At 71.3% G+C, this 24,220-nt stretch carries 27 protein-coding genes; 11 read left to right on the plus strand and 16 right to left on the minus strand.

What is annotated here, in order from left to right:
* Positions 1 to 81 precede the first annotated feature (81 nt).
* From ACFVYI_RS33115 to ACFVYI_RS33175, 13 genes are all read right to left on the minus strand, one after another.
* Positions 82 to 2,343 carry a hypothetical protein gene (locus ACFVYI_RS33115; protein WP_387892433.1) on the minus strand — a complete coding sequence of 754 codons (2,262 nt, stop codon included), beginning with the start codon at positions 2,341 to 2,343 and terminating at the stop codon, positions 82 to 84.
* A 28-nt stretch (positions 2,344 to 2,371) separates the two neighbouring features.
* Positions 2,372 to 2,947 (minus strand): hypothetical protein, encoded by a 576-nt coding sequence (locus ACFVYI_RS33120; protein ID WP_387892434.1) that lies wholly within the window; start codon positions 2,945 to 2,947, stop codon positions 2,372 to 2,374.
* A gap of 2 nt (positions 2,948 to 2,949) precedes the next feature.
* A complete protein-coding gene (locus ACFVYI_RS33125; protein ID WP_387892435.1) occupies positions 2,950 to 3,993 on the minus strand; it encodes a hypothetical protein in 1,044 nt (347 codons plus the stop codon).
* A 178-nt stretch (positions 3,994 to 4,171) separates the two neighbouring features.
* Positions 4,172 to 4,372 carry a hypothetical protein gene (locus tag ACFVYI_RS33130; RefSeq protein WP_387892436.1) on the minus strand — a complete coding sequence of 67 codons (201 nt, stop codon included), beginning with the start codon at positions 4,370 to 4,372 and terminating at the stop codon, positions 4,172 to 4,174.
* Between the two features lie 168 nt (positions 4,373 to 4,540).
* A complete protein-coding gene (locus tag ACFVYI_RS33135; RefSeq protein WP_387892437.1) occupies positions 4,541 to 5,050 on the minus strand; it encodes a hypothetical protein in 510 nt (169 codons plus the stop codon).
* A gap of 355 nt (positions 5,051 to 5,405) precedes the next feature.
* Complete coding sequence (locus ACFVYI_RS33140) at positions 5,406 to 5,696, minus strand: hypothetical protein (RefSeq protein WP_387892439.1); 291 nt, start codon at positions 5,694 to 5,696, stop codon at positions 5,406 to 5,408.
* Positions 5,696 to 5,845 (minus strand): hypothetical protein, encoded by a 150-nt coding sequence (locus ACFVYI_RS33145; protein WP_387892440.1) that lies wholly within the window; start codon positions 5,843 to 5,845, stop codon positions 5,696 to 5,698. The genes ACFVYI_RS33140 and ACFVYI_RS33145 overlap by 1 nt, the downstream gene beginning before the upstream one ends.
* Before the next feature lies 1 nt (position 5,846).
* The gene (locus ACFVYI_RS33150; RefSeq protein WP_387892442.1) at positions 5,847 to 6,167 is read right to left on the minus strand and encodes a hypothetical protein; all 321 of its coding nucleotides are present in this window, start codon (positions 6,165 to 6,167) and stop codon (positions 5,847 to 5,849) included.
* Positions 6,168 to 6,202: 35 nt separating this feature from the next.
* Positions 6,203 to 6,454: a WhiB family transcriptional regulator gene (locus ACFVYI_RS33155; RefSeq protein ID WP_387892443.1), complete on the minus strand. Its 252-nt coding sequence runs from the start codon at positions 6,452 to 6,454 to the stop codon at positions 6,203 to 6,205.
* 35 nt (positions 6,455 to 6,489) lie between these two features.
* Entirely contained in the window at positions 6,490 to 6,930 is a 441-nt protein-coding gene (locus tag ACFVYI_RS33160) for a hypothetical protein (protein ID WP_387892445.1), read from the minus strand.
* An 87-nt stretch (positions 6,931 to 7,017) separates the two neighbouring features.
* Positions 7,018 to 7,515 (minus strand): ATP-binding protein, encoded by a 498-nt coding sequence (locus ACFVYI_RS33165; RefSeq protein ID WP_387892446.1) that lies wholly within the window; start codon positions 7,513 to 7,515, stop codon positions 7,018 to 7,020.
* A gap of 343 nt (positions 7,516 to 7,858) precedes the next feature.
* On the minus strand, positions 7,859 to 8,092 hold the full coding sequence (locus ACFVYI_RS33170) for a hypothetical protein (protein ID WP_387892448.1): 234 nt from the start codon (positions 8,090 to 8,092) through the stop codon (positions 7,859 to 7,861).
* A 103-nt stretch (positions 8,093 to 8,195) separates the two neighbouring features.
* On the minus strand, positions 8,196 to 9,023 hold the full coding sequence (locus ACFVYI_RS33175) for a hypothetical protein (RefSeq protein WP_387892450.1): 828 nt from the start codon (positions 9,021 to 9,023) through the stop codon (positions 8,196 to 8,198).
* A 358-nt stretch (positions 9,024 to 9,381) separates the two neighbouring features.
* Here ACFVYI_RS33175 and ACFVYI_RS33180 point away from each other — a divergent pair, with 358 nt between their 5' ends.
* The 6 genes from ACFVYI_RS33180 (at position 9,382) to ACFVYI_RS33205 (ending at position 15,351) form a co-directional block, all read left to right on the plus strand.
* Entirely contained in the window at positions 9,382 to 10,194 is an 813-nt protein-coding gene (locus tag ACFVYI_RS33180) for a GntR family transcriptional regulator (protein WP_387892452.1), read from the plus strand.
* Positions 10,184 to 10,528, plus strand: a complete 345-nt coding sequence (locus tag ACFVYI_RS33185; protein WP_387892454.1) for a hypothetical protein — start codon at positions 10,184 to 10,186, stop codon at positions 10,526 to 10,528. The genes ACFVYI_RS33180 and ACFVYI_RS33185 overlap by 11 nt, the downstream gene beginning before the upstream one ends.
* The gene (locus tag ACFVYI_RS33190; RefSeq protein ID WP_387892522.1) at positions 10,528 to 11,202 is read left to right on the plus strand and encodes a YdcF family protein; all 675 of its coding nucleotides are present in this window, start codon (positions 10,528 to 10,530) and stop codon (positions 11,200 to 11,202) included. Before ACFVYI_RS33185 ends, ACFVYI_RS33190 begins: the two co-directional genes overlap by 1 nt.
* A 569-nt stretch (positions 11,203 to 11,771) precedes the next feature.
* A complete protein-coding gene (locus tag ACFVYI_RS33195; RefSeq protein WP_387892456.1) occupies positions 11,772 to 13,223 on the plus strand; it encodes a hypothetical protein in 1,452 nt (483 codons plus the stop codon).
* A 353-nt stretch (positions 13,224 to 13,576) separates the two neighbouring features.
* Positions 13,577 to 14,329, plus strand: a complete 753-nt coding sequence (locus ACFVYI_RS33200) for a hypothetical protein (protein WP_387892458.1) — start codon at positions 13,577 to 13,579, stop codon at positions 14,327 to 14,329.
* Between the two features lie 29 nt (positions 14,330 to 14,358).
* Positions 14,359 to 15,351, plus strand: coding sequence for a hypothetical protein (locus ACFVYI_RS33205; protein ID WP_387892460.1), 993 nt, complete (start codon positions 14,359 to 14,361; stop codon positions 15,349 to 15,351).
* A gap of 318 nt (positions 15,352 to 15,669) precedes the next feature.
* On the opposite strand, the gene ACFVYI_RS33210 is transcribed toward ACFVYI_RS33205, so the two are convergent.
* The 3 genes from ACFVYI_RS33210 to ACFVYI_RS33220 form a co-directional block, all read right to left on the minus strand.
* Positions 15,670 to 16,143, minus strand: coding sequence for a hypothetical protein (locus ACFVYI_RS33210; protein WP_387892462.1), 474 nt, complete (start codon positions 16,141 to 16,143; stop codon positions 15,670 to 15,672).
* Between the two features lie 368 nt (positions 16,144 to 16,511).
* A complete protein-coding gene (locus ACFVYI_RS33215; protein WP_387892464.1) occupies positions 16,512 to 16,910 on the minus strand; it encodes a hypothetical protein in 399 nt (132 codons plus the stop codon).
* Positions 16,907 to 17,839: a hypothetical protein gene (locus ACFVYI_RS33220; RefSeq protein ID WP_387892466.1), complete on the minus strand. Its 933-nt coding sequence runs from the start codon at positions 17,837 to 17,839 to the stop codon at positions 16,907 to 16,909. Before ACFVYI_RS33220 ends, ACFVYI_RS33215 begins: the two co-directional genes overlap by 4 nt.
* Positions 17,840 to 18,878: 1,039 nt before the next feature.
* Between ACFVYI_RS33220 and ACFVYI_RS33225 the strand changes: the two genes are divergently transcribed.
* From ACFVYI_RS33225 to ACFVYI_RS33245, 5 genes are all read left to right on the plus strand, one after another.
* Positions 18,879 to 19,133 carry an acyltransferase gene (locus ACFVYI_RS33225; protein ID WP_387892468.1) on the plus strand — a complete coding sequence of 85 codons (255 nt, stop codon included), beginning with the start codon at positions 18,879 to 18,881 and terminating at the stop codon, positions 19,131 to 19,133.
* Positions 19,134 to 19,288: 155 nt separating this feature from the next.
* Positions 19,289 to 21,847 (plus strand): telomere-associated protein Tap, encoded by a 2,559-nt coding sequence (gene tap / locus ACFVYI_RS33230; RefSeq protein WP_387892470.1) that lies wholly within the window; start codon positions 19,289 to 19,291, stop codon positions 21,845 to 21,847.
* Between the two features lie 97 nt (positions 21,848 to 21,944).
* The gene (gene tpg / locus ACFVYI_RS33235; protein WP_387892472.1) at positions 21,945 to 22,493 is read left to right on the plus strand and encodes a telomere-protecting terminal protein Tpg; all 549 of its coding nucleotides are present in this window, start codon (positions 21,945 to 21,947) and stop codon (positions 22,491 to 22,493) included.
* Between the two features lie 105 nt (positions 22,494 to 22,598).
* Complete coding sequence (locus ACFVYI_RS33240) at positions 22,599 to 22,841, plus strand: DUF6213 family protein (RefSeq protein ID WP_387892473.1); 243 nt, start codon at positions 22,599 to 22,601, stop codon at positions 22,839 to 22,841.
* A 191-nt stretch (positions 22,842 to 23,032) separates the two neighbouring features.
* A complete protein-coding gene (locus tag ACFVYI_RS33245) occupies positions 23,033 to 23,269 on the plus strand; it encodes a hypothetical protein (RefSeq protein WP_387892474.1) in 237 nt (78 codons plus the stop codon).
* Positions 23,270 to 24,220 lie beyond the last annotated feature (951 nt).

Consider the following 24,220-nt stretch of genomic DNA (forward strand, 5'->3'; position numbering starts at 1 on the left):
CCGTGTCCGGCACGGATCAGCACAGATCAGCCACGGATCACCACACCGATCAGTGGGAGCACGGTGTGGCTACGCTGCGTGTTAGTCGGGCAGGGCGGTGAACGCCTCCTCGACGTCGCGCAGCCAGTAGCCGGACGGGGGATTCTTGCTGTCGAGGTCGAACCGACGGACAGTCTTGAGCAGAGGGACACCGGCCTTCTTGAGGTCCCGGGCGACCTTCTTCTTGAACTCCCGGCGGCGGTGCTCCGGCTCGCTCTCGTCCCACTGCCGCCACTCGTCTGAGGTGGTGGCGAGGTGGTCCAGCACCTGATCGGTGGGGAGGAAGTCGGGGTCACCGGCCTGCTCGAACGCCTCCCGGATCGTCACCAGCACCGGCGGCACTTCCTCGTCGTCGCCCTTCTCGGCGGGCTCCGGCGTGATGGTGACGGTGCCCGCGGCGAGCCGCTCCTGTGTACGGAGCGTGGCGGTCTCGGCCTTGAGGAAGGTGGACTTGCGCAGGATCGGGTCCCGCAGGCCGGGGGCGATGATGTAGAAGGCGCCGGCGTCGGCGAGGTCCCAGTCGCCGGGGCTGGGGACCAGACGGTGCGGCATCCAGCCCTCGGAGATCGCGGTGTCGGAGCCGACCACGAGCGGGACGTCCGCCTTGCGGCACGGCAGCATGATCCGGATGCCGAAGACGTCGGCGATGGCGTCGCCGACGACGTCGCTGGTCGCGTCCTGCGAGAGCAGGACCACGGTCGCGCGCGCCTTGCGGCCGATCCGCCCCAGCTTGATGACCTTGGCCTTCTGCTGCTTGGTCAGCTGCGGGTGCTCGTCCACGATGACGAAGATCGCCGGGGCGTCGTCGGTCACCTGCCAGTTGTCGACGTCGTCGCCCATCTGCTCGGTGCGGATCTCCGCCTCGCGGATCGCCCAGTCCAGGACGGCGTCGATCCGCTCCTCGTCGTAGGCGGTCATCGCGGCCAGGCGGCGCAGCGGGCCCAGGCCCCGGCCGGTGGGGTCGACGTCCACCACGATCGCGTCGGTGCAGCTGGTGATGTAGTCGGCGAGCGAGCGCACGATCGCCGACTTCCCGCCGCCGGGCACGGCGATGACCATGATGTTCTGCCCGGCGATGGTGACTTCGGTGGGTGTGCCGTCCATGGACGGGCCGAGCGAGAACGGCTTGAGGATGCTGTTCGAGCGCGGGGCGTAGACCGGGTGGGGCGGCATCGGGTCGAACGGGTCGCCCAGCAGAACGCGCAGCACCACGGATCCGGCGGCGGCCATCTGTGGCTGGGCCATCACGCCGCCTGCGCGGACGCCGAGGGCGACGTCGAGCTCCGGCAGGCGCAGCACGAGGGCGGCGGGCTTGCCCTTGGTGAGGTGGGCGGTCGCCTTCCAGCCCCACTTCTCGCGGGTGGTGTCGGTGACGGCGCCGATCGCCAGGCCTTCGTCGACCAGGGCACGGCGCAGGCACTCGGCGGCCGTGGTCGGGTCGTCGGCGGCGATGCGGATCGGGACCGGCTTGCCGGTGTCGCCGGGGAAGAGCGGTCCGGGGCCGGGGCCGGCCTGTCCGGGCGGGGTCGTCTGGGCGGCCGGGCCGGCCGGGGTGTTCCCGGCCGGCTGCTGGGTGAGGGCGATCACCTGGCCGCCGTCGGGCAGTGGGTAGGCCAGGTCGGGTTCGGCACGGCGAGCGGATCGCCACCGGGGGATGGTGCTTTTGCCCCAGGCGGCCAGGACCACCGCCGCGCCGGTGGCCGCGCCCTCCACCGTGAGCGTGGGCAGGCCGCCGAGCAGGCCGGGGAGCCCGTAGGTGCCCAGCACCATGAGCGCCAGGCGCACCCGGCGCCGGTGGGACATGCGCCGGCGGTGGTCGTGGATCTCCCCGGGGGTCACCGGCGCGTGCCCCGTGTAGGTGAGGGTCAGCAGCGCCGCCGCCTGCTGCTCCCACTGGGCGGCGGCGGTGCGGGCGGCCAGCTCGGCGCGCTTGGCCGCGGTGTGGCCGGCCGGGGTGATGCCCTGGGCCTGGGCCGCGGCGCCCGAGGTGTTGGCGGCGGCGAGCTCCTGCTTGGCGCGCCCGGCCAGGGTGGTGTGCTCCGTAGCGCGGGCCGTCTCCCACACCCGGTGGCGGTCGTTGAGGATGTGCAGGGCGACCGCCCGGTCCGTCAGGTGCTCCTCGGTGACGAACAGCCAGGCCGAGCGTTCGGCGGCCAGCACGCGCAGGCCGGCCGGGACGTGGTCGCGCTGGCGCCGCCACCACGGCTCCGGCTCGGCCGGGCGCGGGCCCGGGTCGTCGTCGTCCAGGAGCTCGCCGTCGAGGATCTCGTCCTCGACCGGCTCCACATGCAGGTCGATACTCACGGGCGGGTCCCCCTTCTTGTGTGGGTGCTCAGCGGCTGGAGGCGACGTGGTTCAGGGCGTCCAGGACGACCTGGCCGCCCTTGGACAGGCCCTCGTTGGCGTAGTAGGTGACCAGCGGGACCGCCGCCAGCGCGGAGCCGTTGACGAAGCCCAACCTGACCTTCCACTTGTCCAGGCCCGAGGCCGTGCCACCCGAGCCCGCCGAGCCCTTGGCGGACTTGCGGGCCCCGGCCAGCACGACGGCGACCACGAACAGCAACAGCGCGCCGCCGCCGCCGACCGGCACGGGGTCGGCGCCGTGGAACTGGGTGGCGGAGTCGGCGCCGGTGCTGCCCCACAGGGACAGCTGCCCGCCCCACGCGCCGGCCTTGTAACCGAGCCAGCCCAGGGCGCCGAGGATGCCGCCGGCGCACAGCCCGCACAGGGTGCCGAAGCCGGTGCCGATGGCGTAGGGGACCAGCTGGGTGTGGTCGGCGCTGCCGCTGCGGCCGAAGTTGCCGCCGCCCTTGCCGCCGATCTTGGGGATCGGGATGCCGTAGGTGCGGGCGAGCTGCCAGCCGGTCAGTCCGAAAACGGCGGCGTAGGTGCCGAGGGTGACGTCCATGATCAGTTTCCTCCGGTGAACGCGGTGGTGAGCCAGGTGATGGCGTCGGTGAGAGCCGGCAGTGACAGGCAGCCGGCCAGGATGGGGAACCACACCGCGGCGCGGCGCAGCGGGGAGAGCGTGGGCCGCCTGGCGCCGTGGAGCGGCAGCGCGATGGCAACCAGCTCGACGGCGGCGGTGGTGACGGCGGGGACGTGGAACCAGTGGCAGGCGTAGTAGGCGGCGCCGGCCAGGGCCAGGGAGCGCAGGGCGGGCCTGCCGCCCCACAGCAGCGCGACGGCCACGGCGGCGTCGACGCCGTAGTTGCCGGTCAGGGCCGGCTGGTAGTGGTGGAGCAGCCAGGCCGGGACGGCGGCCAGGGCGGCGGCGGTGGCGTTGGCGCCCAGCTGGAGCCAGGAGAAGTCCCAGAACGGCTCGGGCTCGGCGGGCGGGGCGACCAGCATCACCGGGACCGGCTGCGGGGCGACCAGCTCGACCGGCACCGGGCCGCCCGGGTTGGCGGCGCAGCCGCCGCAGTAGGGGAGGCTGCCAGGTCGGCACGGGCTGCACGGCGGTGCCGGCGGGAAGGACGGGGCGGGGCGGGGCCACTCGTACCCGTGGGGGTACGGGGCCGGCTGCACGACGGTGTAGACGGTGCCGGTGCCGGTGCCGGTGCCGGTGCCGGGTTCGGCGGCCCCGCGGTGCGGCTTCTTCCCCGTCCCCGGTCCGGTCGGCGGCTCCTCCCCGTAGAAGCCGACCGGTGTCCCGTAGTCGGGAGCCGCCGGCGGCATCGGCGGGGGCGGCGGCGGGTAGCCGCCGGCGGGACCGGCCGGGCGCGGCCCGGGAACGGGCGCCGGATAGCTGCCGGGTGTGGCGCCGGGCCAGGCGGTGCCGTAGGGCCAGGCGGTGGGGCCGGGCTCGCCGGGCCGCGGGACGTACGGGCCGAGGTTCTCGTACCAGTACGGGGCGTCCGTGGTCGGCGGCGGGGGTGCGGGCTGGGGTTCGGGGTCGAGGAGCTCGCCCTCGATGATCTCGGCGTCCGCGTAGGTGTCGTCGGTGGTGGTCATCGCGACCGCCGGCCGAGCAGCAGGCGCACGCCCAGGATCACGACCACGGCGTCGGCGGCGAAGAAGAGCAGGGCGAGGAACGTGAGGATGGTGTCCAGGTCGGGCATGGGTCACCTCGTCAAAGGAAAGGGGGGCGGGGGCCCGGGGCCGCGGATGGTCCGGGGCCCCGGGCGGGGTGTCAGTGGTCGCGGGCGGGGCCCGCGTTGGCGATGTAGGTGCCGATCGAGCCGGTCACGGAGGCGATGCCGCCGGTCTGGGTGAGGGTGACGTCACCGGCCTGGACGACCTGGCCGTGGACCTGGCCCGTGATGCTGTTCGTGACCGTCGTGGTGGCGTGCCCGGCGGTGCCGGCCTGCTCGGTGGTGCGCTCGGTGTTCATGTGGTGTCCCTTCCTGGAGCCCAGGACCGTCCGGGTGCTCCCTGCCGCCACCACTCGCGCGGTGCCCGAGGTGGTGGCGGGAGGCGGCAACCGGGCCGGGACACGGCCTGACGGCGGTGCGGGGCCCGGGTGCGGGCCGACGGGTGGAGCCGGCGGTACGTCGGGTGGCTAGTCCCGGACGGGACGCGGGCCGGAGAGGGCCCGGCGGGTCTCGGACCAGCGCGGGCCGTTGTGCCACGGCGACCACGTCTCGACCTGCGCCTGCTCGTGCGGGGTGCGCTCGTTGCTGGTCGCGGCCGCGGCGACGTGTCGGCCGGGCGCCGGGGCGTCCGGCAGGACGGTGGTGCGCTCGATGACGGTGTCGGTCGCGGCGGCGGCCTCGGCGGCGATTTCCTCGGCGGCGGCGACCAGGTCGAGCGCGAAGGCCGCCTCTTCGTCGGCGGCGTGGGCGAGCAGCGCGTCGGCGCCGGCGGACAGCACGACCGTCCAGTCCGCGTCGCTGATCTCCCCGTCCCAGCGGACCGGCTCGGTGCCGGTCAGGCGGGCGATGCGTCGGACGGTGGCGCGGCGGGTGCGCTCGCGGCCGGACGCCTCGGCGACCCAGGCCCAGGTCGACGTCGCGCCGGTGATCTGGGCGACGGTCTCGGCCTGGCGGCGGCCGGTGAGTGTGCGGGACATGGCGGTACCTCCTGGATCGGTGGAGCAGGGGAGTCGTGGCTGGTGGTGGGCCCTGGCGGGCCCGCCGCACCACTCACGGCGCCGTTCCGGCATGGGCATGCCAGGACGGTTCCGAGAGGCAGGCGGCGGGAGACTGCCGAACTGCGAGAGAGGGGAGGGAGGCGGCTACTTGCCGGAGCCGCCGGCCTTCGCGGCCTGGGCCCTGGCGTACGCCTCGCGGGCCCTTCGGAGCTGCTCGTCCTGCTGCTGGCGCTGTGCTTCCTCGGCGGTCACCGGCCACCACCCGTCGGGGTGGGGGGCTTGGGCGGGACCGGGGTGCCGCCCCCGGCGAAGCTGCGGAAGAGGTGGGTGATCGTCACCGCGCACCCCCGCCCGACGAGTGCGGACGGCCGAAGTTGCGCGCGGTCGGGGCGCCCGGCTGGTTGTACGGGTCGGGCGAGGCCACCCGCTGGCCGTCCGGGGTGTACGTCGCCTCCGGGAGCGAGACCTGCGCCTCGCGGTGGTGACGCTGGGCGGTGGCCGGGTCGTAGGGGTGCCAGCCGGTGGTCGACATCCCGCTGGTACGGGCCGCCGGTCCGGACGAGCCGGAGTCGCTGGAGCCGGAGGAGTTGCTGGAGCCGAGGCCCAGGAAGGAACGGAACCCCATCACCGGCCCCCCGCCTGCTGCTGGCGGAGCTGCTCGGCCTGCTGCCGGGCCGCCTCGGCAGCCGCGGCCGCGCGGGCGGCCTCGGCCTTGTGGAGCTCGGTGATCTGGTTCAGCGCGGCGATGTTCGCCATGTCGAGCGGCTGCGGCATCTCAGCACCCCGCCATCGGCTGGCGGCGGGCGAAGGAGGCGGTGGCGTTCTGAACGAACCACGAGATGTGGGCCCAGCCGGTACGGCCGGCCCGCGCGAGGTGCTCCTCGGCCTGGCACCAGACGTCGGCGACGATCTCCATCACCGTGCCCTCGCCGGCGGCCGGAGCGACCGAGGCCAGGTCGCGGATGACGAGCGAGAGCACACGGCCCTCGTACTGCTCCTGAAGGGGAGTGCTGTGGTGACTGGCGAGGGTGGTCTCGGCCTGGGCCGCGCGGTGGCCCAGCGCGTCGACCCGGGTGGTGGTAGTGATGGTCAGCATCGGGGTGTTCCTTCCGGTCCGGTGAGGTGGCGGGGTCAGTCGGTGCGGCTGCGGTTGCGGGCGGCGCGGCGCTTCATCGCGCGCCGCTCGTCCTCGCTCATGCCGCCCCAGACGCCGGCGTCCTCACCGGTCTCCAGGGCCCACTGGAGGCAGTGCTCCATGACCGGGCAGCGGCGGCACACGGCCTTGGCCTCCTCGATCTGCAGCAGGGCCGGACCGGTGTTGCCGATCGGGAAGAACAGCTCGGGGTCCTCGTCGCGGCACACCGCGCGGTGGCGCCAGTCCATGACGTTCTCCTTCTTCTTCTGTGCGGTCGGTGTGCTCAGGCGGCCTGGGGGAGCCGGGCGGTGAGGGCGAGCTGGTGGAGCGCGGCGACGGTGCCAGGGTGGGCGGCCTCGTCCAGGAGGTGGCGCTGCTCCAGGAGCGTGCCGCCGTCAGCGGGGTGGGCCAGCGTGTGCTCGGCCCAGAACTTGAGGGCCTGCTCGCCGGGCTCGGCGACGACCTGGTCCCGCTCGTCCCAGGCGGTGCAGTGCCAGTAGCTGCGGCTCTCACCGAGCTGGCGAACGGTGATCTTCCAGACCGGCCAGCCCGGAAGCGGGCCCGGCTCGACCGCCAGGACCTCGTAGACGACGTCGGAGTGGGCACTGCGGTAGTAGCCGCCGACGGCGCGCGGGCCGATCTGGCGGGCGACCCACCGGCGATAGCTGGCGGCGTCGTAGTACGCGGTGCGGGCGGGGGAGAAGGTGCGGGCGCGGTGCTTCATGGGTGGCCTCCGGCAGGGAGCGTCGAGGGGCGCCCGCTGCGCCCCGGGACCGGAGTCCGGGGCGGGGCGGGCGCGGGAGGGGGTTGGTCAGCCGGCCGCGCGGACGCGGCAGTGGATCGCCTTGCCGATCGGCGAGGGCTGGACGGTCCAGCCGGGGGCGAGGATGTCGATCAGGGTCAGGCCGCGGCCGGACTCGGCGTCATCGCTGTCCGCGGGGGTGCTGGTGCGGCGCGGGGCGGTGTCGGCGAGCGGGTCGTGGACGGAGACGATCGCGTCGGTCCCCCGGGAGCGGTAGACCTCGACGACCAGCGGGGTATGCGGTCCGCAGGCCCGGACCGCGTTGCCGAGCAGCTCGGACAGGACCAGCTGCGCGGACTCGGCGGTGTCCAGGTCGACGCCGTGGGCGACCAGGACGGTGAGGGCCAGGGCGCGTACGGTCTGCACGGTGTGCTGGTCGGCGGTCAGGTGGGCGGTGATCCCGCCGGGCCGGGCCGTGAGGTAGAGGCCCGGGCGCGGCGCGGGGAGGATCGGCTCCTGGGTGGTCAGTCCGGGCGCGGTGCCGGTGCCGAAGGTGGTGGCGGTCATCGCTTGCCGCCCTTCGGCTTCGCGGGCGGCGGCGGGACGGGCGTTCCCCCGCCGATGAAGCTGCGGCAGACCGCAGCGTCGAAGGCCTTCACCGCTTGCCTCCGCCTTGGCGGGCCCGGCGCAGCGCCTCGTCCATGTTCGGGTCGCTGTCGCCGTCGGCGCTGGCGGGTCGTGCGATGATGTTGTTCAGCAAGGTCGTTGCCTCCTACTAGGCGACGATGACGGCCTCGGGGCGCAATCCCGGGGCCGTCGGCATTTCGGTGGGCGGCTCCTGCCGTCCCCCCGCCGTCTCCGCACCGGCTCGGGGCGGAGGCGACGGGCAGCGTCGCAGGAGAGACACCGGTCAGGCGGCGGCGTGGACCGGGGCCGGGGTGCCGGTGGCGTAGAGCATCGGCCAGCGGAAGGGGTGACGCGGCCCGCCCCGCAGCGGGCTCGCGGCGTCGACCAGCCTGTCCTCGGTCGGGGTACGCGGCCGGTCGACGGTGGCGGTGGCGGTGGCAGCCGGGCGGGGCTCCGGCGTGGTGAGCGCCCGGATGAGCAGCGGGAGCAGCTCGCGGGAGATGGTGGCGTAACGCACGAGAACCTCCAGGGATGCGAAGCGGCGACCCGGAGAGATCCGGGCCGCCGCAGCTGGGTGCTGATTCAGTTCTGGAACCGGGACGGGCCCGGGGTGCTGCCGGTCAGGCCACGCTGCGCTTCTTCCGGACGGGGCTCAGCGCGAGCACCGCCTCCGAACTGCGGGGCGCCGCGATCGGCCGGGCCCCGACCGGCACCGCCGCGCCCTGGATCGGGGGCCGGGCACCGACCAGGGAGTCCTGGCGAACCTGGTTGGCCTCGGTGACCGCCTGCTCGGTGTCGGCCCACCCCTTCGTACGGCGCTGCAGCTGCTGCTCGACCTGGTCGCGCTCGGCGATCCGCTGCTCCTTCTCCGCGCGGGCCTGGGCCGCGCGCCGCTCGGGTTCCTGACGCAGCAGCTCGAGGTACGCGGCGCCCAGACGCAGGCCGTCGGGGCAGCGCTTCGTCAGGTCGGTGCAGGCCGCGCAGCGGCTGCGGTGCTCGACGTAGGCGGCGTGGGCGGTGTCGGCGGTCGGCGCGGCGGGGTCGAGCTGGTGAATCGCCTTGGGCAGCGGGGCCGTCACCTTCTTCAACACCTTGGTCGGCCGCCGGGCGGCGACGTCGGCGCTGGCCTCGACCCGCTGCTCCTGCCAGCGGACCAGCGAGATGTCGATAACAACCAGCCGGTTGGAGTTGCTGCAGCGGCGGGCGCCGGGGGTGCCGGCCGCTGCGGTGTGATGCGGGACGAGCTTCCACTCCCGGCTGCCCTTGTTCAGGGTCAGCGGGCACCACGTCTTGCAGGCCGGGCAGGCCAGGTGCTCGGCGCGGTGCGTGAGCTCCACCGAGTTGAGCGGGAGCTCCGACACCAGGAGCGCCGGCTGGGAGGAGACGTTGGTCGTGCGGGTTCGGCGGTTGCGCTGCCGGGCGGTGGGGATCGCGATCGAGGTGGTCATCAGGCGCTCCTCGTCTGTGCGGAGGGAGGTGAGGGCCGCGTTGCGGTGCTCTCTCCGCCCGCCAGGCCGCACGGGAATCCGGCGCCCTGGGGAGCGGACAGCGCATCGGCACTGCTGCGAGGCAGTCGCATGGGTTTGGTGGAGCTACCCGGCACCCGAACTGTGGGCGGCGACTACCTGCGGTTCCGTGTTGCGCAGCGAACTTCACCAACTTCACTGGTGAAGTTCGTCACGGAATGAAGGTACGCAGCAACCCTCAGTCGAGTCAAGGGCTTCACTGGTGAAGTCTGAAGATTTTCACAAGTGAAGTCGTCCCGGGGTCACTGGTGAACTGCCGAAAGTGAGCTAACCTGGCGCCATGACCACACCGCCCGACCCGCGCCCGGCATCCCAACGGATCGCCGACGACCTGCGGGCTGCCATCGACTCGGGCGACATCGCCCCCGGCGAGAAGTTGCCGACAACCAAGCAGCTCGTCGCGCGCTACGGCGTCACGGCAGAGACGGTGCGTCAGGCCGTTCTGCGCCTGAAGTCCGCCGGCGTCGTCACGAGCCGTCAGGGCGGCGGCGTGTACGCGCGTAAACAGCTCCCACTGAAGCGCCTCGGCATCCAGCGGTACGACAAAGCCAAATGGCGCGACCGCGGCGAAGTAGCCTTCATCGCGGACCGGGTCGCCAGCGGCCGCGAGTACAACCGGAACGACCAGACGCAGGTGGTTTCCCGTCTACCAGCGTCCCGAGCCGTTGCGGCGGGACTCGGCGTACCTGAAGGTACCGAGGTCGTCAGTCGGGCCCGCCTGGTCAAGGAGGCGGGAGTCGCTACGCACACGCTGACCAGCTACTACAAGGTGCAGCATGTCGAGGGCACGCGGTTGGAGGACCCCACCCCGGGCCCGGCAGGCAAAGGCGGCGGTTTCGGAGTGTTCCTTGAACTGGGTCTGGAACCGCACCAGATGACCGAGGAGCTCTACGCGCGGATGCCGACGCCGGCCGAATCTGCGGAGCTCGAACTGCCTACAGGGGAGCCCGTCATGGTGCTCCACCGAACGACTTACACCGCGGACGGCACTGTGATCGAGTACGCGGTCGGCGTGCACACGGCCAGCCGCTTCTCGTGGGAGTACAACTTCCTCATCCCAGACTCTGCATCAGGAGACTCGCATGCCCAGTGAAGGCCGCCCGCTTGCCATCGACACGGCACACATCGCAACGCCTGCCGACGTGCCGCCCGCCGCACTCATCTCGATGGCTCACCGCCGAGACACTCACCTCGCGCGTGCGCTCGGTCGCCGGCAGGACCTCGGTTCCACGACCCCAGCAGACTCCCTTGCGGCTCTGGCGCTTGGGGTCGCGATCACTCAGAAGGTCCTGCAAGAACAGCGTCTGCTCGTCCAGGCCGCGGTAGAACAGGGATGTTCCTGGGAAGAGATCGCCTCCGCTTTGGACGCACCCGCGACCACAGTCCGGGATGCGTTCACCAGCCCGGCAGACAAGCAGGCCAGGTGATGATGGGTACGCGCACGGACATCTCCCAGGACGCCTGGGACGATGCGAAGCTGCTGTGGGACTACCACCAGCTTCACCACACGATCCGACCGTGCTCGGTGATCATCGGTCTGGGCAGCCACGACCTTGGCGTGGCCACACACTCCGCACAGCTCTACTTCGAGAAGATGGCACCGCTCATCGTCTTCAGCGGAGCCAACAGCCCCACCACCGTGAAGCGCTTCCCTCGTGGGGAGGCGGTCCACTACGCGGAGCATGCCGTATCGCTCGGGGTTCCCCGCTCATCGATCCTCTTGGAGACGCACGCAACCAACACCGCCGAGAACTTCCGGCTTTCGCGCGAGGTTCTGCAAGCTGCCGGTGCATCAGTCACTTCCATCCTGCTCGTCTCGAAGCCGTACGAACAGCGTCGGAGTCTCGCCACCGCAATGAAGACGTGGCCAGAGGTAGATGTGGTGTGCACTTCTGAACCGGTGACGCTGAGCGAATACGTGGACAGGATCGGAAGTGTCAAGACTGTCGTAGACATGCTGGTTGGAACTCTGCAGCGTCTGGTCGAGTACCCGAAGAAGGGGTTCATCATCGACCAGGAGGTCCCTGCCGAGGCCATCGGCGCCTACGAGAGGCTTCGAGACAGCGGGTTCGACAGCAGGGTGATCCGTCCAGCCCGTTGAAGCGATGGTGGCGCGTGCCGCCGCCGATCTGATGGCTAGTAAGACAGAGACACGCCTCTAAACTGCTTGGACCCGCTCTGTACAGGGCTAGGCTCGCCTGGTGCCCCTGGGCACCACGCAACTCCAGAAACGCGAAAGCGGCCCCCATCCGCCAAGATTGGGCCGCTATCGCTTCCAGAACTGCATCGTCACGACGGTACCAGGCATACCCGTCCACCGGCGAGAGACACCCGTCACTCCCCCAGGTGGACCACTCCTCCTGCTGACCGCCTCGTGACGGCGCTCCACCCGAGAGGTAGCGCCCCCGTGCCCCACCCCGTCACGCAACGCCACCACCGTGTCACTCCGGCCCGGCCTGCAGCCCCCACCGCTGATGTGAGCACCCACCGGCCCAGCCGGCCTCAGCGGGCCCGCCGCAACGTCCCGGCCGCCGCATGTCACACCGCGCCCGGATTTCCGGCCTCTATGGGCATGCAGAACCACACCCATGACCAGGGCCGCCCCATCAACCCTCCGGTCGGCCAGGCCGGGCTACTTCTGGCCGTCGTCGCCGGATCGACGGTGACCCGATGAGTCTGGAGAAGCCGAAGCTCGCGGAGGTCGCCATCCCCCCGTGGATGGCGAAGTTGCTGGAACAGGTCCGTGAGGCCGAGCAGGAGGAGGGGACGTTCGAGATCGAGGCTGAGGACGAGCTCCCGTTCGCCCAGCTCGGTTCCTGGGTGGCGCTGTCCGGCGTCAGTCCGCGGGCGATGGCCCTGTACTGGTTCATGGCGATGCACCTGAACCTCAAGCGGGGGGACCGGTACGTCTGGCCGTCGAAGGACGCCCTGGCGTACCTGATGCAGTACTCGCGCGGCGACAAGATCGACCCGTTCCTCAAGGAACTGGTAGCGATCGGCGCGGTGATCGTGGTCTCCGTGCCGGACAGCAGCGGCCCGCAGAAGCGCAACGTCTACCGACTGCGGCGCAACCCTCCGCCCGGCTACGCCGGCGGCCCTCTGACCCTCGGCGAGTTCTACGCGACGCTGGGCCCGGCGCTGGAGGCCGAACGGACCACCGCTGCCGCCGCGCGCGCCGTTAAATCCAACAAAACCGCAGGTCAGGCCGCTTCCCCCGAAACGGGGGCACAGGACGGTGCGGCGTGCAATCAGGACGACGGACACGTTAAATCCGACAAAACCGCAGGTCAGGGCGTGTACCCCGAAACGGGGGGAGACGTGACCCCCGAAACCGGGGTACACGTGACCCCCGAAACGGGGGGTGTAACTACAGCAACCACTAACAACACGAATGACGCTGCGCCCGATGGGCGCGTTAGCGCCCCTGACGCCCGTAGGGCATCTACAGGTAGTAGCGCGCGCGCGATGCGAAGCGGCTCCGCCGCGCCTCGAAAGACAAGCCCCGCCCGGATGAACAAGAGCACCGCTGCTGCGTTCCGGACCGTAGTGGACGCGCTGCCCGCCGACCTACGCCGGCTCGCGGAGCGGCCGCTGCCCGTCAAGGTGCCGGCCAGGCCGCTCGGCGACCTGATCCGGGAGCAGCTGCGCGGGCGGACGCCGGAACAGCTGGTGGAACGGATCGGGCGGCGGTGGATTCAGCACCGCTGGGAGGAGAAGTGCCGCAGCGCGATGGCGGGTGAGCCGCTGCGCTCCGGGGTCGGGATCGCGGTGGAGCTGCTGAAGGCTCCGGAGTGCTCGCATCCGCGGTGCGAGGACGGTACGGACGTGGACACGAAGGCGCCGTGCCGGTTGTGCCCGGAGCGGCAGGCAGACTTCCGTCGGGCTCGGCGGTCCGGAGACGGTGTGATTCCGCCGCAGGCCGCCGGTTCGGGCGAGGGTCGGGCGAAGTGGTGGTGCGTCACCGACGGCTGCGGTTACAACTCGTACGGCACGGGGCCGGCTGACGGTCTGTGCCCCGACTGTCGCACCGAGCAGGAGCTCGGGCCGGTCGACCCGATCGAGCTCGCGGAAGCAGCGCGAGCCTTCGCTGCAGCGGGCTTCCTCCCCGATGCAGCGCTCTGACCCCGAGCGAGCCTCAGAGCGCCCTTCACGGCGCCGAACAGTCCCGCCCGCGCCCCCGGGGCGGGCGGGGCCACGCTCGCCCCGCAGAAGACGATCTAGAGCTTCCTCGGCGCAACTGATCGGCGGCTGGCACACCACCAGGCGGTCACCAGACCGCGCGCTAGGGGCTGGCTGCCGGTCCCGGCCACCTCGCCACCGAACTCAGGGCCCTGTTGTAGGCCCAATGCTGCGGCACGGACCGCCGGCCGCCGCGGACAACCGGTGGGGGTGAAAGAAGGCCGGTTCATTCCCACCCTCGGCTGCCGGCCCGGCAGGATGGCGGGCGTCAATTACGACCGGTGAAGGGAACGTTCATGAGTGATGCCACCGCAGAGCGGGGCTGGCGGCCACTGCTGGAAGAGCTGGGCGAGACCTTCAACGGCTGCGCCCTCGACGACGTGACCGAGCGGGTCGGGATGCGTCCGGAAGCCACCGCCTGGCTCGCCGCCGAGGCCGTGGCCAGCGCCGAAGAGCTCGCCAAGGCGCTGACCTCCGGCTGGTCCCTCCACACCACCGAGCAGGCGGGCGCCGTTGCCGCTGCCCTGCTCGCCGTCGAGCACCACGTCGCCCAGGCGAAGCGCAACCTGCTGGGCGTACTCGACGCCATGGAGAGCCGCAGCGAAACCGCTGAACTCGAACGCGCCTACGACGAGCCGGACGCGCCACCGGCCGTGGCCCTGGATCTGTTCAAGCTGGAGCCGTCCCCGCAGAACGCCGACCACCTGTTCACCAAGGTCTCCGCACTGCCGATGCGGATCCGGATGCCCGAGACGTACGTCGAAGCCCTGCACCAGATCGCCAGCCACCTTCCCGACCTCGTGGTCCCTGGCAGCACGATCGACGTCCACGAGGACGCCGACGATCCGCAGCATCAGGCCTATCTCCCACTCACCCACGACGGGCGGGTATGGCGGCTGGGCTTCTTCGACGAGGAGTGGTTCCTCGACAACTACCCGGCCGAGCCCGCAGCGCGGGTGGACCTGGGATACATCCCGCTGGTGGCCGCGCACCCCGCCAAACTGGCCGAAGCAGTCCGAGCAGCGCTGCTCGACCCCAACCTGGCGTAGCACCACCCCATGCTCACCGAGGAGTCCACGTGCACGCCAACCTGAACCTGGGTGACCACTCCATCCGCGACATCTGCGTGCAGGGCGGCCACCTGGGCCAGAACTGCCCACCAGGACGAGAGCACCTTCCCGGCTGGGGCGCACTCGTCGAGGTGCCCGCTGTCCTCGAGCTCCTGGACCTAGTCACAGTCGGCCACCTGGACGCCGCTGATGCCCGCAGGCTCCTCGCCCAACTCGGGGAACGAACCCTTCGGGTACTCGACCCGCACGGCTGCGGTACCAAAGGCTGCGTCGACGGCAAACACTGCCAAGGCGAGTTCGAGGAGGACCGACTCCGGGAGATGCTGCGCCGCGAACGCGCGGACACGGCCCTCGCCAGCGAGCCAGCCACCACCGACCCGGCGGCCGTCACCAGCACCCGGACAGACCACGACAGCGAGCCTGCTACCACAGCACCCGGCTCGGGCGAGATCCACCACCCGCTCGTCCAGGGACTCAGCGCCTACATCAACAACCTCGGCCGAGGCACCGACGAGGTGGAAGCCCTCCGCGCCTTCCGGGACATCGCCATGCTGCTGCGAGGCGGCATCGTCAGGCTCGGCGGGACCCCCGAGGTCCCGGTGCACCGCCTTGGGGCGGTCTCGCTCACAGTGCACCGAAGCTTGTTCGAGGCGGAGTTCATGGCCAAGTTCGTGACCAGGTTGCTGAACGACGCCGTGATCGAGGCCGGTCAGCATGCCGACCGGGTGCTCGAGCTGGCGAAGAAGTACCAAGACGCGGTCAACGCGAACGACCGCTTCATCCAGGAGCAGTGCCGACGGCCCGGAGCGGGTGAACACCCCGTTGCGTACAGCGTCAGCGTCGAGACGCTGTACGCGGCCTACACGGCCTGGTGCGGCAGCCAGAAGCTCAAGCCCCTGGCGCCAATCGATCACACCCTCGCCATGCCCGATGATGTCACCGTCCATGCGATCCCGAAGGCCAGGAGGTATCAGGGACTGGCCCTCAAGCACGACGCCTGAACCCAGCACAGCATCAAGCTCATCGTCGTCGACTACGTCCAGCTCAACCAGCGCCACGGCCCCGGCGAACAGGGCGACAGCCAGGACGGCTGTGGCTGCGACATCACCTTGGACCGGGACGGGGAACCCTGGCGTCCATTACACCGGCAGCGCCGACCTCGACCTCTCCGATCCCCGCGCCCACCCCGGACATCTCGCCGCCGAACTGCGTGCCCTCCTGTAGGACGACTTCGCCGGCCCGCCCCTGACGGTGGGCCGGCGAGTCGTAGGCGGGCGGCAGAAGCGACGACTGGATCGCCGGTTGGCGGTCGCCGACGGCTACGGGGCGGTGGTCGCCAGGGTGTCGTCGATCAGGACCTCGGGCGCCGGATCGCTGGCGGCGCGGGCGTTCTTCACGTTGGCGACCGCCGGGGCGAGGACGTCGTAGACGCGCTTGGCCATCGGCTGGTCGTGGTGAGGGTGATCGTTTGCCCAACCGGGGTGAGCTTGGAAGTCGAGTTCCTTGAGGTAGTCGACCAGCTGGGTACCCGTAAGCGTGATCCGTACCAGCCCGCGGCCGCCGCGCTCTCCCTCCGCCGGGGGCTTCTCGACCTTCTCGAGCTTGTCCGGTCGGGTCCGGTCCCACAGATCCGCTGCGCACACGATCGACATGGTGCCCACACCGGCTGCTTTGGTCAGCATCGAGTCGTGGGAGGCCGGGGATTGGGTGGCTGCGCCGCAGCCGACCAGGAGCAGGGCGCCGAGAATGCCCGCGGCCGCGCGCAGCGGCAGACGATGGGTGGTGATCTTCACGGGGGTCATGGTCGCGGTGAACGCGCCGATAGGTGCGGGATCGGGTCGCGGTCCACACGAAGGTGCGGTTTCCCGGGGCGCGATGTTGACGGGCCCGTGTCCGCTCTGTCTGGGGCGCCGGCCACCGCCAGCGGCAGGGAGCGGACTCCCGCCGGCCGCCCGGTGGGACAGTGTCCGCATCCGCCCTGGCTCAGGGTCCGCTCACTGCCGCTGGCGGTGGCCTGACGTTCTCCGATCCGGACAAGCGGATCTGACCCGTTGCGGCCGCGCTGTACGGCCCTGACCTGCGCAGGTTTCATAGATCGGGCCACGATTGAGGCGCCTCGGAGCTGGCCGCGAATCTATAAGACCCCCTCCGACCTGGAGTTCTACCAGCCATCCATCGCCCGGACGTCCCCGCTGATCGCGTAGCTGCGGCAGGCGAGGATCTCCTCGGCGGTGATCCCGATGTTGTCGGCGACGGCGGCGAGGACGTCCTCGGCCCGGCGTCGGCGACGCAGGCTGGGACGACCTCGAGGGTGAGCCGTGCGGTGCTGGGCGACCAGGTCGCGGCTGGCGGTGACGTGGCGGCGCCACGCCTTGGTGGTGATGCCGTCCGGGGCAGGGCCGGACTCCAGCTCGTCGGCAAGGACGTCGGGGCGGGCGCGGACATCGGCGACGGCCTGGGCGACGACCTCGCCGACCGTCGCGGCTTCCAACACGGTGCCGGCCTCCTGGGCGTCGGCGAGGCGTTCGGCGATCAGGTCCGTGAGCTTATGGACGGTCACAGCACGTGGACGTCGCCAGTCACTGTTGCGGGACTGTCCGCAGAGTTGATGTCAGGGCGAATTACACCTGGTATTTGCCACGCCGCACCGTCGACCGATGAGGACCAGATTGACTGATCTCCAGAACCTTTCCACATCACCTCCGGATTGCCAAGCGGAGTAGCCAAAGCGGGGCCACTGCTTGTGAGGATTGCCCCATCCGATGGCGTCAACTGGATGGGCGTAGTCCAGTTTCCTCCCGGGCGGAACTCAGACCACCAGATCGTCGGGTCGGAGCCGCTCCCCTTCCACACCATGGTTAGGCTATCCTCTCCGGCGACCAGGGTTGGAGTGTCGCTTGTCATAGCCGCCCCAGAGTCGACGGGAAGCGGAGAAGTCAATCCCCAAGACCCGTTCGCGAATTGAGCCCACCAGATCTGATCATCGGCCAGGGCCTTGCACGCCATATAAATGGTGCCATTGAGGGTCGCCACCGCAGGTCCGCAGCTCGACTGTGCGCCAGTCTGCTGAGGTTCAGACCAGTGAAAGTTGGTATTTTGAAGCGACCAGAGAACTGCGTCGTTGCCAGGCGCGCGCCAGGCAATCATGGCGAATTTGTCGATGAAAGTGAGTGCCGGCCGGCCAGTCGTCAGGAAGGTCTCATGCGACGGTCCACGAGGATTGAAGCCGACCTCGCCTGTAGGGGTGCTCATATAGATTGCCTGATCATCTCCAGAGCCCTTCCAAATGATGAAGACTCCGGTAGCGCCGCCAGGTGCCTTTCTGATGGCCAGCGACGGAGCGTGGGTGCTATTGAACGCGCCAGCGCCAAGCACGCGAGGTTCGTGCCAAACGCCCGGACCCCCAGCTTGGCGCCATTCAGCTCCCCAAATTCGCTCATCGCCGTCCATTCCTCGCCAGGCCATGGAGATCATATTGTTTAACGCCATCGGAGAATCCTCCTTTGAATATAGAATTGAGGTTTCAAGCCCCCTTGAGGGCAGGCCATCCAAAATCCCGCCATCGCACTCTTGGGCAAAATGATTACCGAAATTGCTCGCCGTTCGGCGGCCCGGGAGTGGAGGTGATGCAATTGGGAATTTAGGATCGGCTACTTCAATGTGCGACGAAGGGCGTGAAATCACAACCTCAGAATTTCGGAAGTGGCGGCCGCTAGGGAATCCATCGGAACCTCTCGGGTCGGCCCCAATTTCAGGCCGCGCATGAGCCTCAACATAGACCAGCTCCCTGAAGGGCGCAATAAATCATCGATTGTCTATCTTGCGCCGTTCGCTACTACCAGAGGAGCGCGATTCTGTTGGATTGTCAAGGTTGCGGCGAAGATTGAGCAACGCGGGGTGTCATGTCACGCGAAGTTACCGCTTGCGCTTAGATATCACGGAGTGCTACGGATCTCGTATGCAGGCAGTCAGTGGGGGCATATTACTTCACTCAATCAACAGAGCGAAGACATCGTATACGAGACTAAATGGGCATCCAAGCGACACTGCGGCTAATGCCATTGATAGCCGCACCACTTTCGATTGTCCCGCCCACTCGATTCCTCCAAGCGCCTTGGCCGGCATCGCTGGGTGATCGAATCTAGACCTTCGAGTCTCAGGTGCAGCCGTTGTCGTGACCGGAGCCTGCCCGGGAGCAGTCCTCAAGGACGGGGTCGGTGAAGGAGGCGAGGACGAAACGCGAGGTGAGCCTGGGAGGCGGCAGTACCCGCAGGGGCCAGCCCTCGTGGCGTCGGCAGGCGAGGACGTCCGATCGGCCAGGAGGGCCGGCGTCTGCGACGGAATTCAGGCCCCGCCTGAACGGTGCGGCCGGCCGCCGCCGCTCGGTGTCCCGGTCGAAGTCTGGCAGCGCGGGCGGCGGTCTTCGCGGGCGAAGACCGCCTTGAGGTGACCTCCGGGATCAGGGAGGGGGGTTGTCGGGCCCGGTTGGGAGCCGGGCACGTCGACGGAGGAGCTGCTGCGGGCCACAGTGGCGGCACTGCTCCGTGGTACGGGTGAGTCGCAGGGCGACCTGGCGGTCGGGTTCGGGCTCAGCCAGGCGCAGGTCAGCCGGAAGCTGTCCGGCCGGTCCGGCTGGGCCGTGGCCGACCTCGACCGGCTCTCGGTGCACTACGGCATCGCCGTGGTCGACCTGGTGGTCGGCCCGACCCACGTGCTGAGACTGCTGCCGGACAAGCGCCGCGCGGACGTCGTCGGCGGCACCCAGACGGTGATCACGGCGTAGCGGGCGCCCGCTCGGCCGGCGCCCCACCCCAGCCGGCAATGCCCACCTGACCCGCGGTTTTAAGGTGCATTCCCCCAAAGAGTGATGTGCGATCCAAGAGTGCGATCCAAAGGTGCGTTTCGTGCTAGCGTGGTTGATGAAGGGGAGGTGTGTCCATGAGTGAGGACCTGTTCGCGTCGATCGACGCTCTGCTGGAGCGTCCGAAGCCGGTGGACGACCTGCCGGTGCCCGCCGAGCGGGCCCGGCTGCGTACGGCGGGCGAGTTCACCCAGGAAGAGCTGGCGAAGGCGTTGAAGACGCGCCGGGAGTCGATCGTGCGGTGGGAGGCTGGCACGACGGAGCCCCGCCCGCCCAAGCGCGAGGTCTACATCCGCTTCCTGGCGGCGCTGGCGCTGCGGCACGGCACGGTCGAGCCGACCGCGTGGCTGCGTCGCGCCCAGGCCGCCGGCCTCGTCCCCGCCACTGTCCAGGCCCCGGCCGACGGGCCGGTTGCCGCACCGCCGGCCGCCGCGCCGGTGGCCCAGCCGGCTCCCGTCCCGGCGGAGCCGGTCACCCCTGCCGCTGCTCCGGCCGTGGCGGCGCCCGCCGTGGCGGGCGGGGAGCAGGCGGTGGTGGAGCTCGACCGCACCGCGGCCGGGGACCTCGTCGCCGAGCCACCCGCGCCGTGTGTGCGGTGCGGGCGTCCGACGCCGTACCGCTCGGGTGGGCGTCCGGTGCACATGGGCGGCTGGTGCACTCCGGCGACCGCGGTCGCGTCGGTCGCCGGACTCGTCCAGGCCGACACCACCGAGCATGCCCTCGACGCCGTCCCGGTCGCGCCGCAGCCCGCCCCCGTCGTGGTGGCGCCGGAGCCGGCCGCCTCGGTCGCTCCGGTCGCTCCGGTCGCTGCGCCCCGCCAGGCCGCCCCCGCGGCCGGTCCGGCGGCCGCGCCGCGCCGTGGCGCGCCGTCGCGTCCGGCGGCGTCCTCCCGGGCGAGGAAGGCCCCGGCGAAGACGACGGCCAAGGCCGAGGGGCCCTCCGACTGGGAGCAGGCCGCGGCCGCGCGGTTCCCGGCGGGTCCCCTCGCCGTCCTCGATGTCGCGCCCGACGGCAAGAGCCTGGTGGCCTACCTCGCCGACGGCACCGAGGCGCCGACCGCCCCGGCCGGGCGCGCCCTGGCCGACGTCGTTCAGTGGGCGCTGGAGGTGAAGCTCGGCTCGGCCAGGTTGCACCGGCACGGCCGTGACGGCGACGCCCTGGTGGTGCTCACCGACGCCGCGCTGGCCGAGCTCGGCCTGCCGCCGCTCGGGCGGAACGAGAAGACCGAGTTCGTCCAACGCCTGGGGCAGCTGCCGAAGTCCCACAAGGCGGTGAAGGCGCTGGAGAAGGCCGGCTGGCTGCTGACCCAGCGCGGCCTGGGCCCGTGGGCGCGGATCTACCGCACCCCCGAGGGCGGCAAGCGGCAGTGCGTCCAGCTGTGCGTCCCCGGCTGGGGAGCGCTCGCCTCCGGCGGCTGGACCATCCCGACCGGCCTCGACGCCCCCGGCCTGGCCCACCTGCTCGGCACCTACGCGAAGCGGGTGATCACCCCGCGCGGCTCCACCGCCTCCTCCGGCCTGGAACTCGTCACCGCGCTGCGCCCGCCCACGCAGGCGGTGCGCACCGAGTCCGGCTGGACGTCCGGCCCGGTGGAGGGCTCCCGGCAGCAGGCGCTGCAGCCGGCGCCGCCGGAGGTGCCCTCGATCCACCCGCTCGCCCAGGGCCGCGAGGCCGGCGGCGAGCTGGTCACCGAGGTGTGGGACTGGACCCGCGACCTGACCGCCGAGGAGAGCGCGGCGCCGTACGCGGTCGGCCTCGACGTGAACACCTCGTTCCTCGCGGCCGCGGGCAGGTTGACGCTGCCCCTGTCCGGGGCGGTGCACGAGCTGAACCCGGTCTTCGACAAGAAGATCCCCGGGAGCTGGCTGGTCGACCTCTCCCAGGTGGAGACCGACCCGCTGCTGCCCTCGCCGTTCTCCCAGGACGGCGAGCGGCCGACCGGCCCCGGCTGGTACTCCACGGTGAAGGTGGCGTACGCCATCGAGCTCGGCGCCCAGGTGCAGCCGATGGAGGGGTGGCTGCGGCACGAGAGCGGCCCGTACCTGGACCCGTGGCACAAGCGGCTGCGCCAGGCCTACGTCGACACGATGGCCGCCCTCGGTGTGCCGCTCGACCTGGCCGACCGTGACCCGCTCGCCTTCCTCGACGCGATGGCCTCCCTCAAGACCGACGGTGACCCGGCCGAGCTCGCGGTCCTGGCCGCCGTCAAGCAGACCGCGAAGTCGACCATCGGCGCCTTCCGCCAGCGCCCCCGAGGCCAGCACGGCTACCAGCCCGGCCAGCCCTGGGCCGCCCTGGACCGGCCGACCTGGGAGCCACTGACCCGGGCCCTGGTCATCGACACCGCCACCGTCAACCTCCACCGCAAGCTCCGCAAAATGGTCACCGAGACCGGGCTGCGCTGCTTCGCGGTGTTCTCCGACTGCGCGGTCTTCGCCTCACCCGGCCCCGGCGCCCTGGACGTCCTCACCAAGCCGGACGGCACCCTCACCACGGCGCTGCGCCTCGGGGTGTCGCCCGGGTACGTGAAGCACGAGGGCAGCCGGCCGATGGCGGAGATCACCGAGATGCTCGCGGACGAGGCGAACCCCGGCCGCCACATGAAGCCGGGCGGCGTCGTTTCCGACGACGAGTAGCCGCTGGACCCGCTGACCCTCGGTCTGCCCGGCGCCGACAGGCCGGGCAGACCGTCCACCACCGCACTGCCACCCTCCACGGAAGGAGACCACCTCGATGGGGGAGATCGACGAAGGCCTGGAGCGCGCCGAGCGCACCCGCCCGATCCCGCAGTCCACCGCCGCCCGGATGCGGTTCCTGCTCAAGGACGCCAAGGGCTCGACCAAGCAGCTCGCCGCCGATCTGGGTGTGAGCCAGCGCACCGTGCAGCGCTGGCTCAAGGGCCAGGGCACCCCCAAGCCGGCCGCCGCGAAGACGGTCGAGCAGCGGGTCCGGGCGAAGTGGCAGCCCAGGGTGAAGGACCGCACCCGCAAGGCCGCCGAGAAGAACGGCTTCACCCTCCACCTGTCCGGCACCTTCGGCTTCTCGGCGGCCGGCGGCAGCACCGACGACCCCCGCGACCGGGTCCTGGAGAACCTCAAGATGCCCGGCAGCGTCGCCCAGGCCCTCTACGAGCTGCGCGACGCCGGAGCCACCGAGGCCGAGCAGGAGAAGCTGCTCGCCGACGCCCTGCGCGACCACTACTTCAAGGACGGCGGCAGCCGCGCCCGGGGCGTCTCCAAGGTCGCGCTGAACAGCGTCAACTGGTTGGACATCGAGCTGTAGACCCCGCTGGCGGCCCTGTGTCGCCGAAATATAGCCAGTCCCGGCCGTCGAAAAGACGGCCGGGACTTTTTCTTTGCCCGCACAGAATTCATTCGGAGGAAATCCATGGAGTTCCACGAGCGGCAGTTCCACCTGCCGGTGCGCCGCGACCAGGACGGAACGCTGGTGGTCCCGGCCGACTTCGTCACCGGCCTGCTGCGCGGCATCGCCGCCACCTGGCAGGAGTGGGCGGGCCGGGACGTGCCCGGCCTGGACCCGGTGACCGCCCTCGGGCTCGACGTCCAGCTGGCCGACCTCGCCGACCAGCTGGACGTCGAGTGCATCGCGGCCGCCGGCCCCACCGGCTGACCCTGCCCGCCGACTGACCTGCCCCGCCCACCGAGGGCCCGCCTCCCCGAACACCGGGGAGGCGGGCTCTCTTCGCGTGCCCTGGACCAAGGAGACCTCGATGCCGACGCTGCACTACACCCCCGCCGCCGCCCGCACCCTGCACTGCCTGGAACGGGGGCCGGCGGGCCGACACGGCGAAGCTGCGCCGGGTGCGCCGCGCGCTCGACCAGCTCGCCGCCGACCCGCGCCACCCCGGTCTGCGCACCCACCGCTACCGCGCGCTGCCCGGCCACGGCCACCGCCGAGTCTGGGACTCCTACATCGAGACCGGCGCCGGCGCCTGGCGGATCTACTGGACCTGGGGCCCGGCCGACGGCGGCGACCAGGTTCACGGCCGCGAGAACGGTGCGGTGCTGACCGTGCTGCTGATCGGCCCGCACCTGTAGAAAGGCCGGCGCGGGAGCGCCGGATCCGACGGTCCGCGTCTTGCCGCGTCCGGGCGGCAACCGGGCCGGCGTTGCGGTCCACCTCGCCGCTGGGGCGGGCCGCGGCGTGCTCCGCCCCCGCACCCGTGGCCAGCGCCCGGATGCGCTGGACCATCCAGCTGCCGCCCGCCCTGCGCCGCCGGATCCGCCGTCCGGGCCGTAGCCGGCCCAGCCAGCGGCCCGTCGCCGCACCGGTCACGCCGAGGGCGGCGTGACCTGGGCGGTTGCCCTGGTCAAGGTGGCGGGCGGTCGTTTCGGGCCGGGCCCCTGCCGAGCGAGCCTGCCGGACGTGTCGGGGCCTGCCACCGGCCGCCAGGTGGTTGATCCCACCACCCACCTGGCGATCGACTTGTTCACCGACGCCCTCACCGGAGACGTCCACGCGGCCACCACCGGTCCCGGCTCCGGTTCGCTCAGGGGAGTGCCGCCGGGTTCGGTAGGGCAGGGGAGCGGCCGTTCGACTCATAGGCGCGGAAAGGGCCGTCAAGGCCCGGGTCCGGCGGCAGCCGGACTTCCGTGACTGGCGCGGTGAGCTGGCCGGCCCCCTTCGGTAAGCCTGCGTCGGTGCCTGGCCCCGGTGGCGGCAGCGGCATGAGCCAGGCACCCGCCGGAGGCCCTGTGGGGCTGCCACCCGGTAGCGCGGTGGTGATCCCAGGGGCCCGCCATCGGGGTGAAGCCGCGGGGTGACCGGCGGCCGGGCCACGCGGCCCGGCCGGATCGGGCGGAGCCCGATGGGCGAGCGTGCGACGGAGAGTGAGTTCTGGAGGTAAAGAGGCGCAGCGCGCTGACCTGGGGAAACGTGAATCGAGTGTGGGGGGGGTTTACCCGGGAGCCCCCGCGGTCAGGGGGGGGGAACCCCCCCCCCGGGGGCGGGGGCGCCGCCGGGGGGGGAGGGGGCCCCAAAACAAAAAA

It is taken from the genome of Kitasatospora sp. NPDC058218 (assembly GCF_042882445.1).
GTDB lineage: Bacteria > Actinomycetota > Actinomycetes > Streptomycetales > Streptomycetaceae > Kitasatospora.

Bases quoted from the DNA above. Each gene is read 5' to 3' on its own strand.
- ACFVYI_RS33165 (WP_387892446.1), bottom strand. From the start codon at position 7,515: ATGACCGCCACCACCTTCGGCACCGGCACCGCGCCCGGACTGACCACC.
- ACFVYI_RS33190 (WP_387892522.1), top strand. From the start codon at position 10,528: ATGATGGGTACGCGCACGGACATCTCCCAGGACGCCTGGGACGATGCG.
- ACFVYI_RS33160 (WP_387892445.1), bottom strand. From the start codon at position 6,930: ATGAAGCACCGCGCCCGCACCTTCTCCCCCGCCCGCACCGCGTACTAC.
- ACFVYI_RS33120 (WP_387892434.1), bottom strand. From the start codon at position 2,947: ATGGACGTCACCCTCGGCACCTACGCCGCCGTTTTCGGACTGACCGGC.
- ACFVYI_RS33125 (WP_387892435.1), bottom strand. From the start codon at position 3,993: ATGACCACCACCGACGACACCTACGCGGACGCCGAGATCATCGAGGGC.
- tap (WP_387892470.1), top strand. From the start codon at position 19,289: ATGAGTGAGGACCTGTTCGCGTCGATCGACGCTCTGCTGGAGCGTCCG.
- ACFVYI_RS33180 (WP_387892452.1), top strand. From the start codon at position 9,382: ATGACCACACCGCCCGACCCGCGCCCGGCATCCCAACGGATCGCCGAC.
- ACFVYI_RS33195 (WP_387892456.1), top strand. From the start codon at position 11,772: ATGAGTCTGGAGAAGCCGAAGCTCGCGGAGGTCGCCATCCCCCCGTGG.
- ACFVYI_RS33140 (WP_387892439.1), bottom strand. From the start codon at position 5,696: ATGGGGTTCCGTTCCTTCCTGGGCCTCGGCTCCAGCAACTCCTCCGGC.
- ACFVYI_RS33135 (WP_387892437.1), bottom strand. From the start codon at position 5,050: ATGTCCCGCACACTCACCGGCCGCCGCCAGGCCGAGACCGTCGCCCAG.
- ACFVYI_RS33155 (WP_387892443.1), bottom strand. From the start codon at position 6,454: ATGGACTGGCGCCACCGCGCGGTGTGCCGCGACGAGGACCCCGAGCTG.
- ACFVYI_RS33130 (WP_387892436.1), bottom strand. From the start codon at position 4,372: ATGAACACCGAGCGCACCACCGAGCAGGCCGGCACCGCCGGGCACGCC.
- ACFVYI_RS33145 (WP_387892440.1), bottom strand. From the start codon at position 5,845: ATGCCGCAGCCGCTCGACATGGCGAACATCGCCGCGCTGAACCAGATC.
- ACFVYI_RS33220 (WP_387892466.1), bottom strand. From the start codon at position 17,839: ATGGCGTTAAACAATATGATCTCCATGGCCTGGCGAGGAATGGACGGC.
- ACFVYI_RS33175 (WP_387892450.1), bottom strand. From the start codon at position 9,023: ATGACCACCTCGATCGCGATCCCCACCGCCCGGCAGCGCAACCGCCGA.
- ACFVYI_RS33150 (WP_387892442.1), bottom strand. From the start codon at position 6,167: ATGCTGACCATCACTACCACCACCCGGGTCGACGCGCTGGGCCACCGC.
- tpg (WP_387892472.1), top strand. From the start codon at position 21,945: ATGGGGGAGATCGACGAAGGCCTGGAGCGCGCCGAGCGCACCCGCCCG.
- ACFVYI_RS33200 (WP_387892458.1), top strand. From the start codon at position 13,577: ATGAGTGATGCCACCGCAGAGCGGGGCTGGCGGCCACTGCTGGAAGAG.
- ACFVYI_RS33185 (WP_387892454.1), top strand. From the start codon at position 10,184: ATGCCCAGTGAAGGCCGCCCGCTTGCCATCGACACGGCACACATCGCA.
- ACFVYI_RS33240 (WP_387892473.1), top strand. From the start codon at position 22,599: ATGGAGTTCCACGAGCGGCAGTTCCACCTGCCGGTGCGCCGCGACCAG.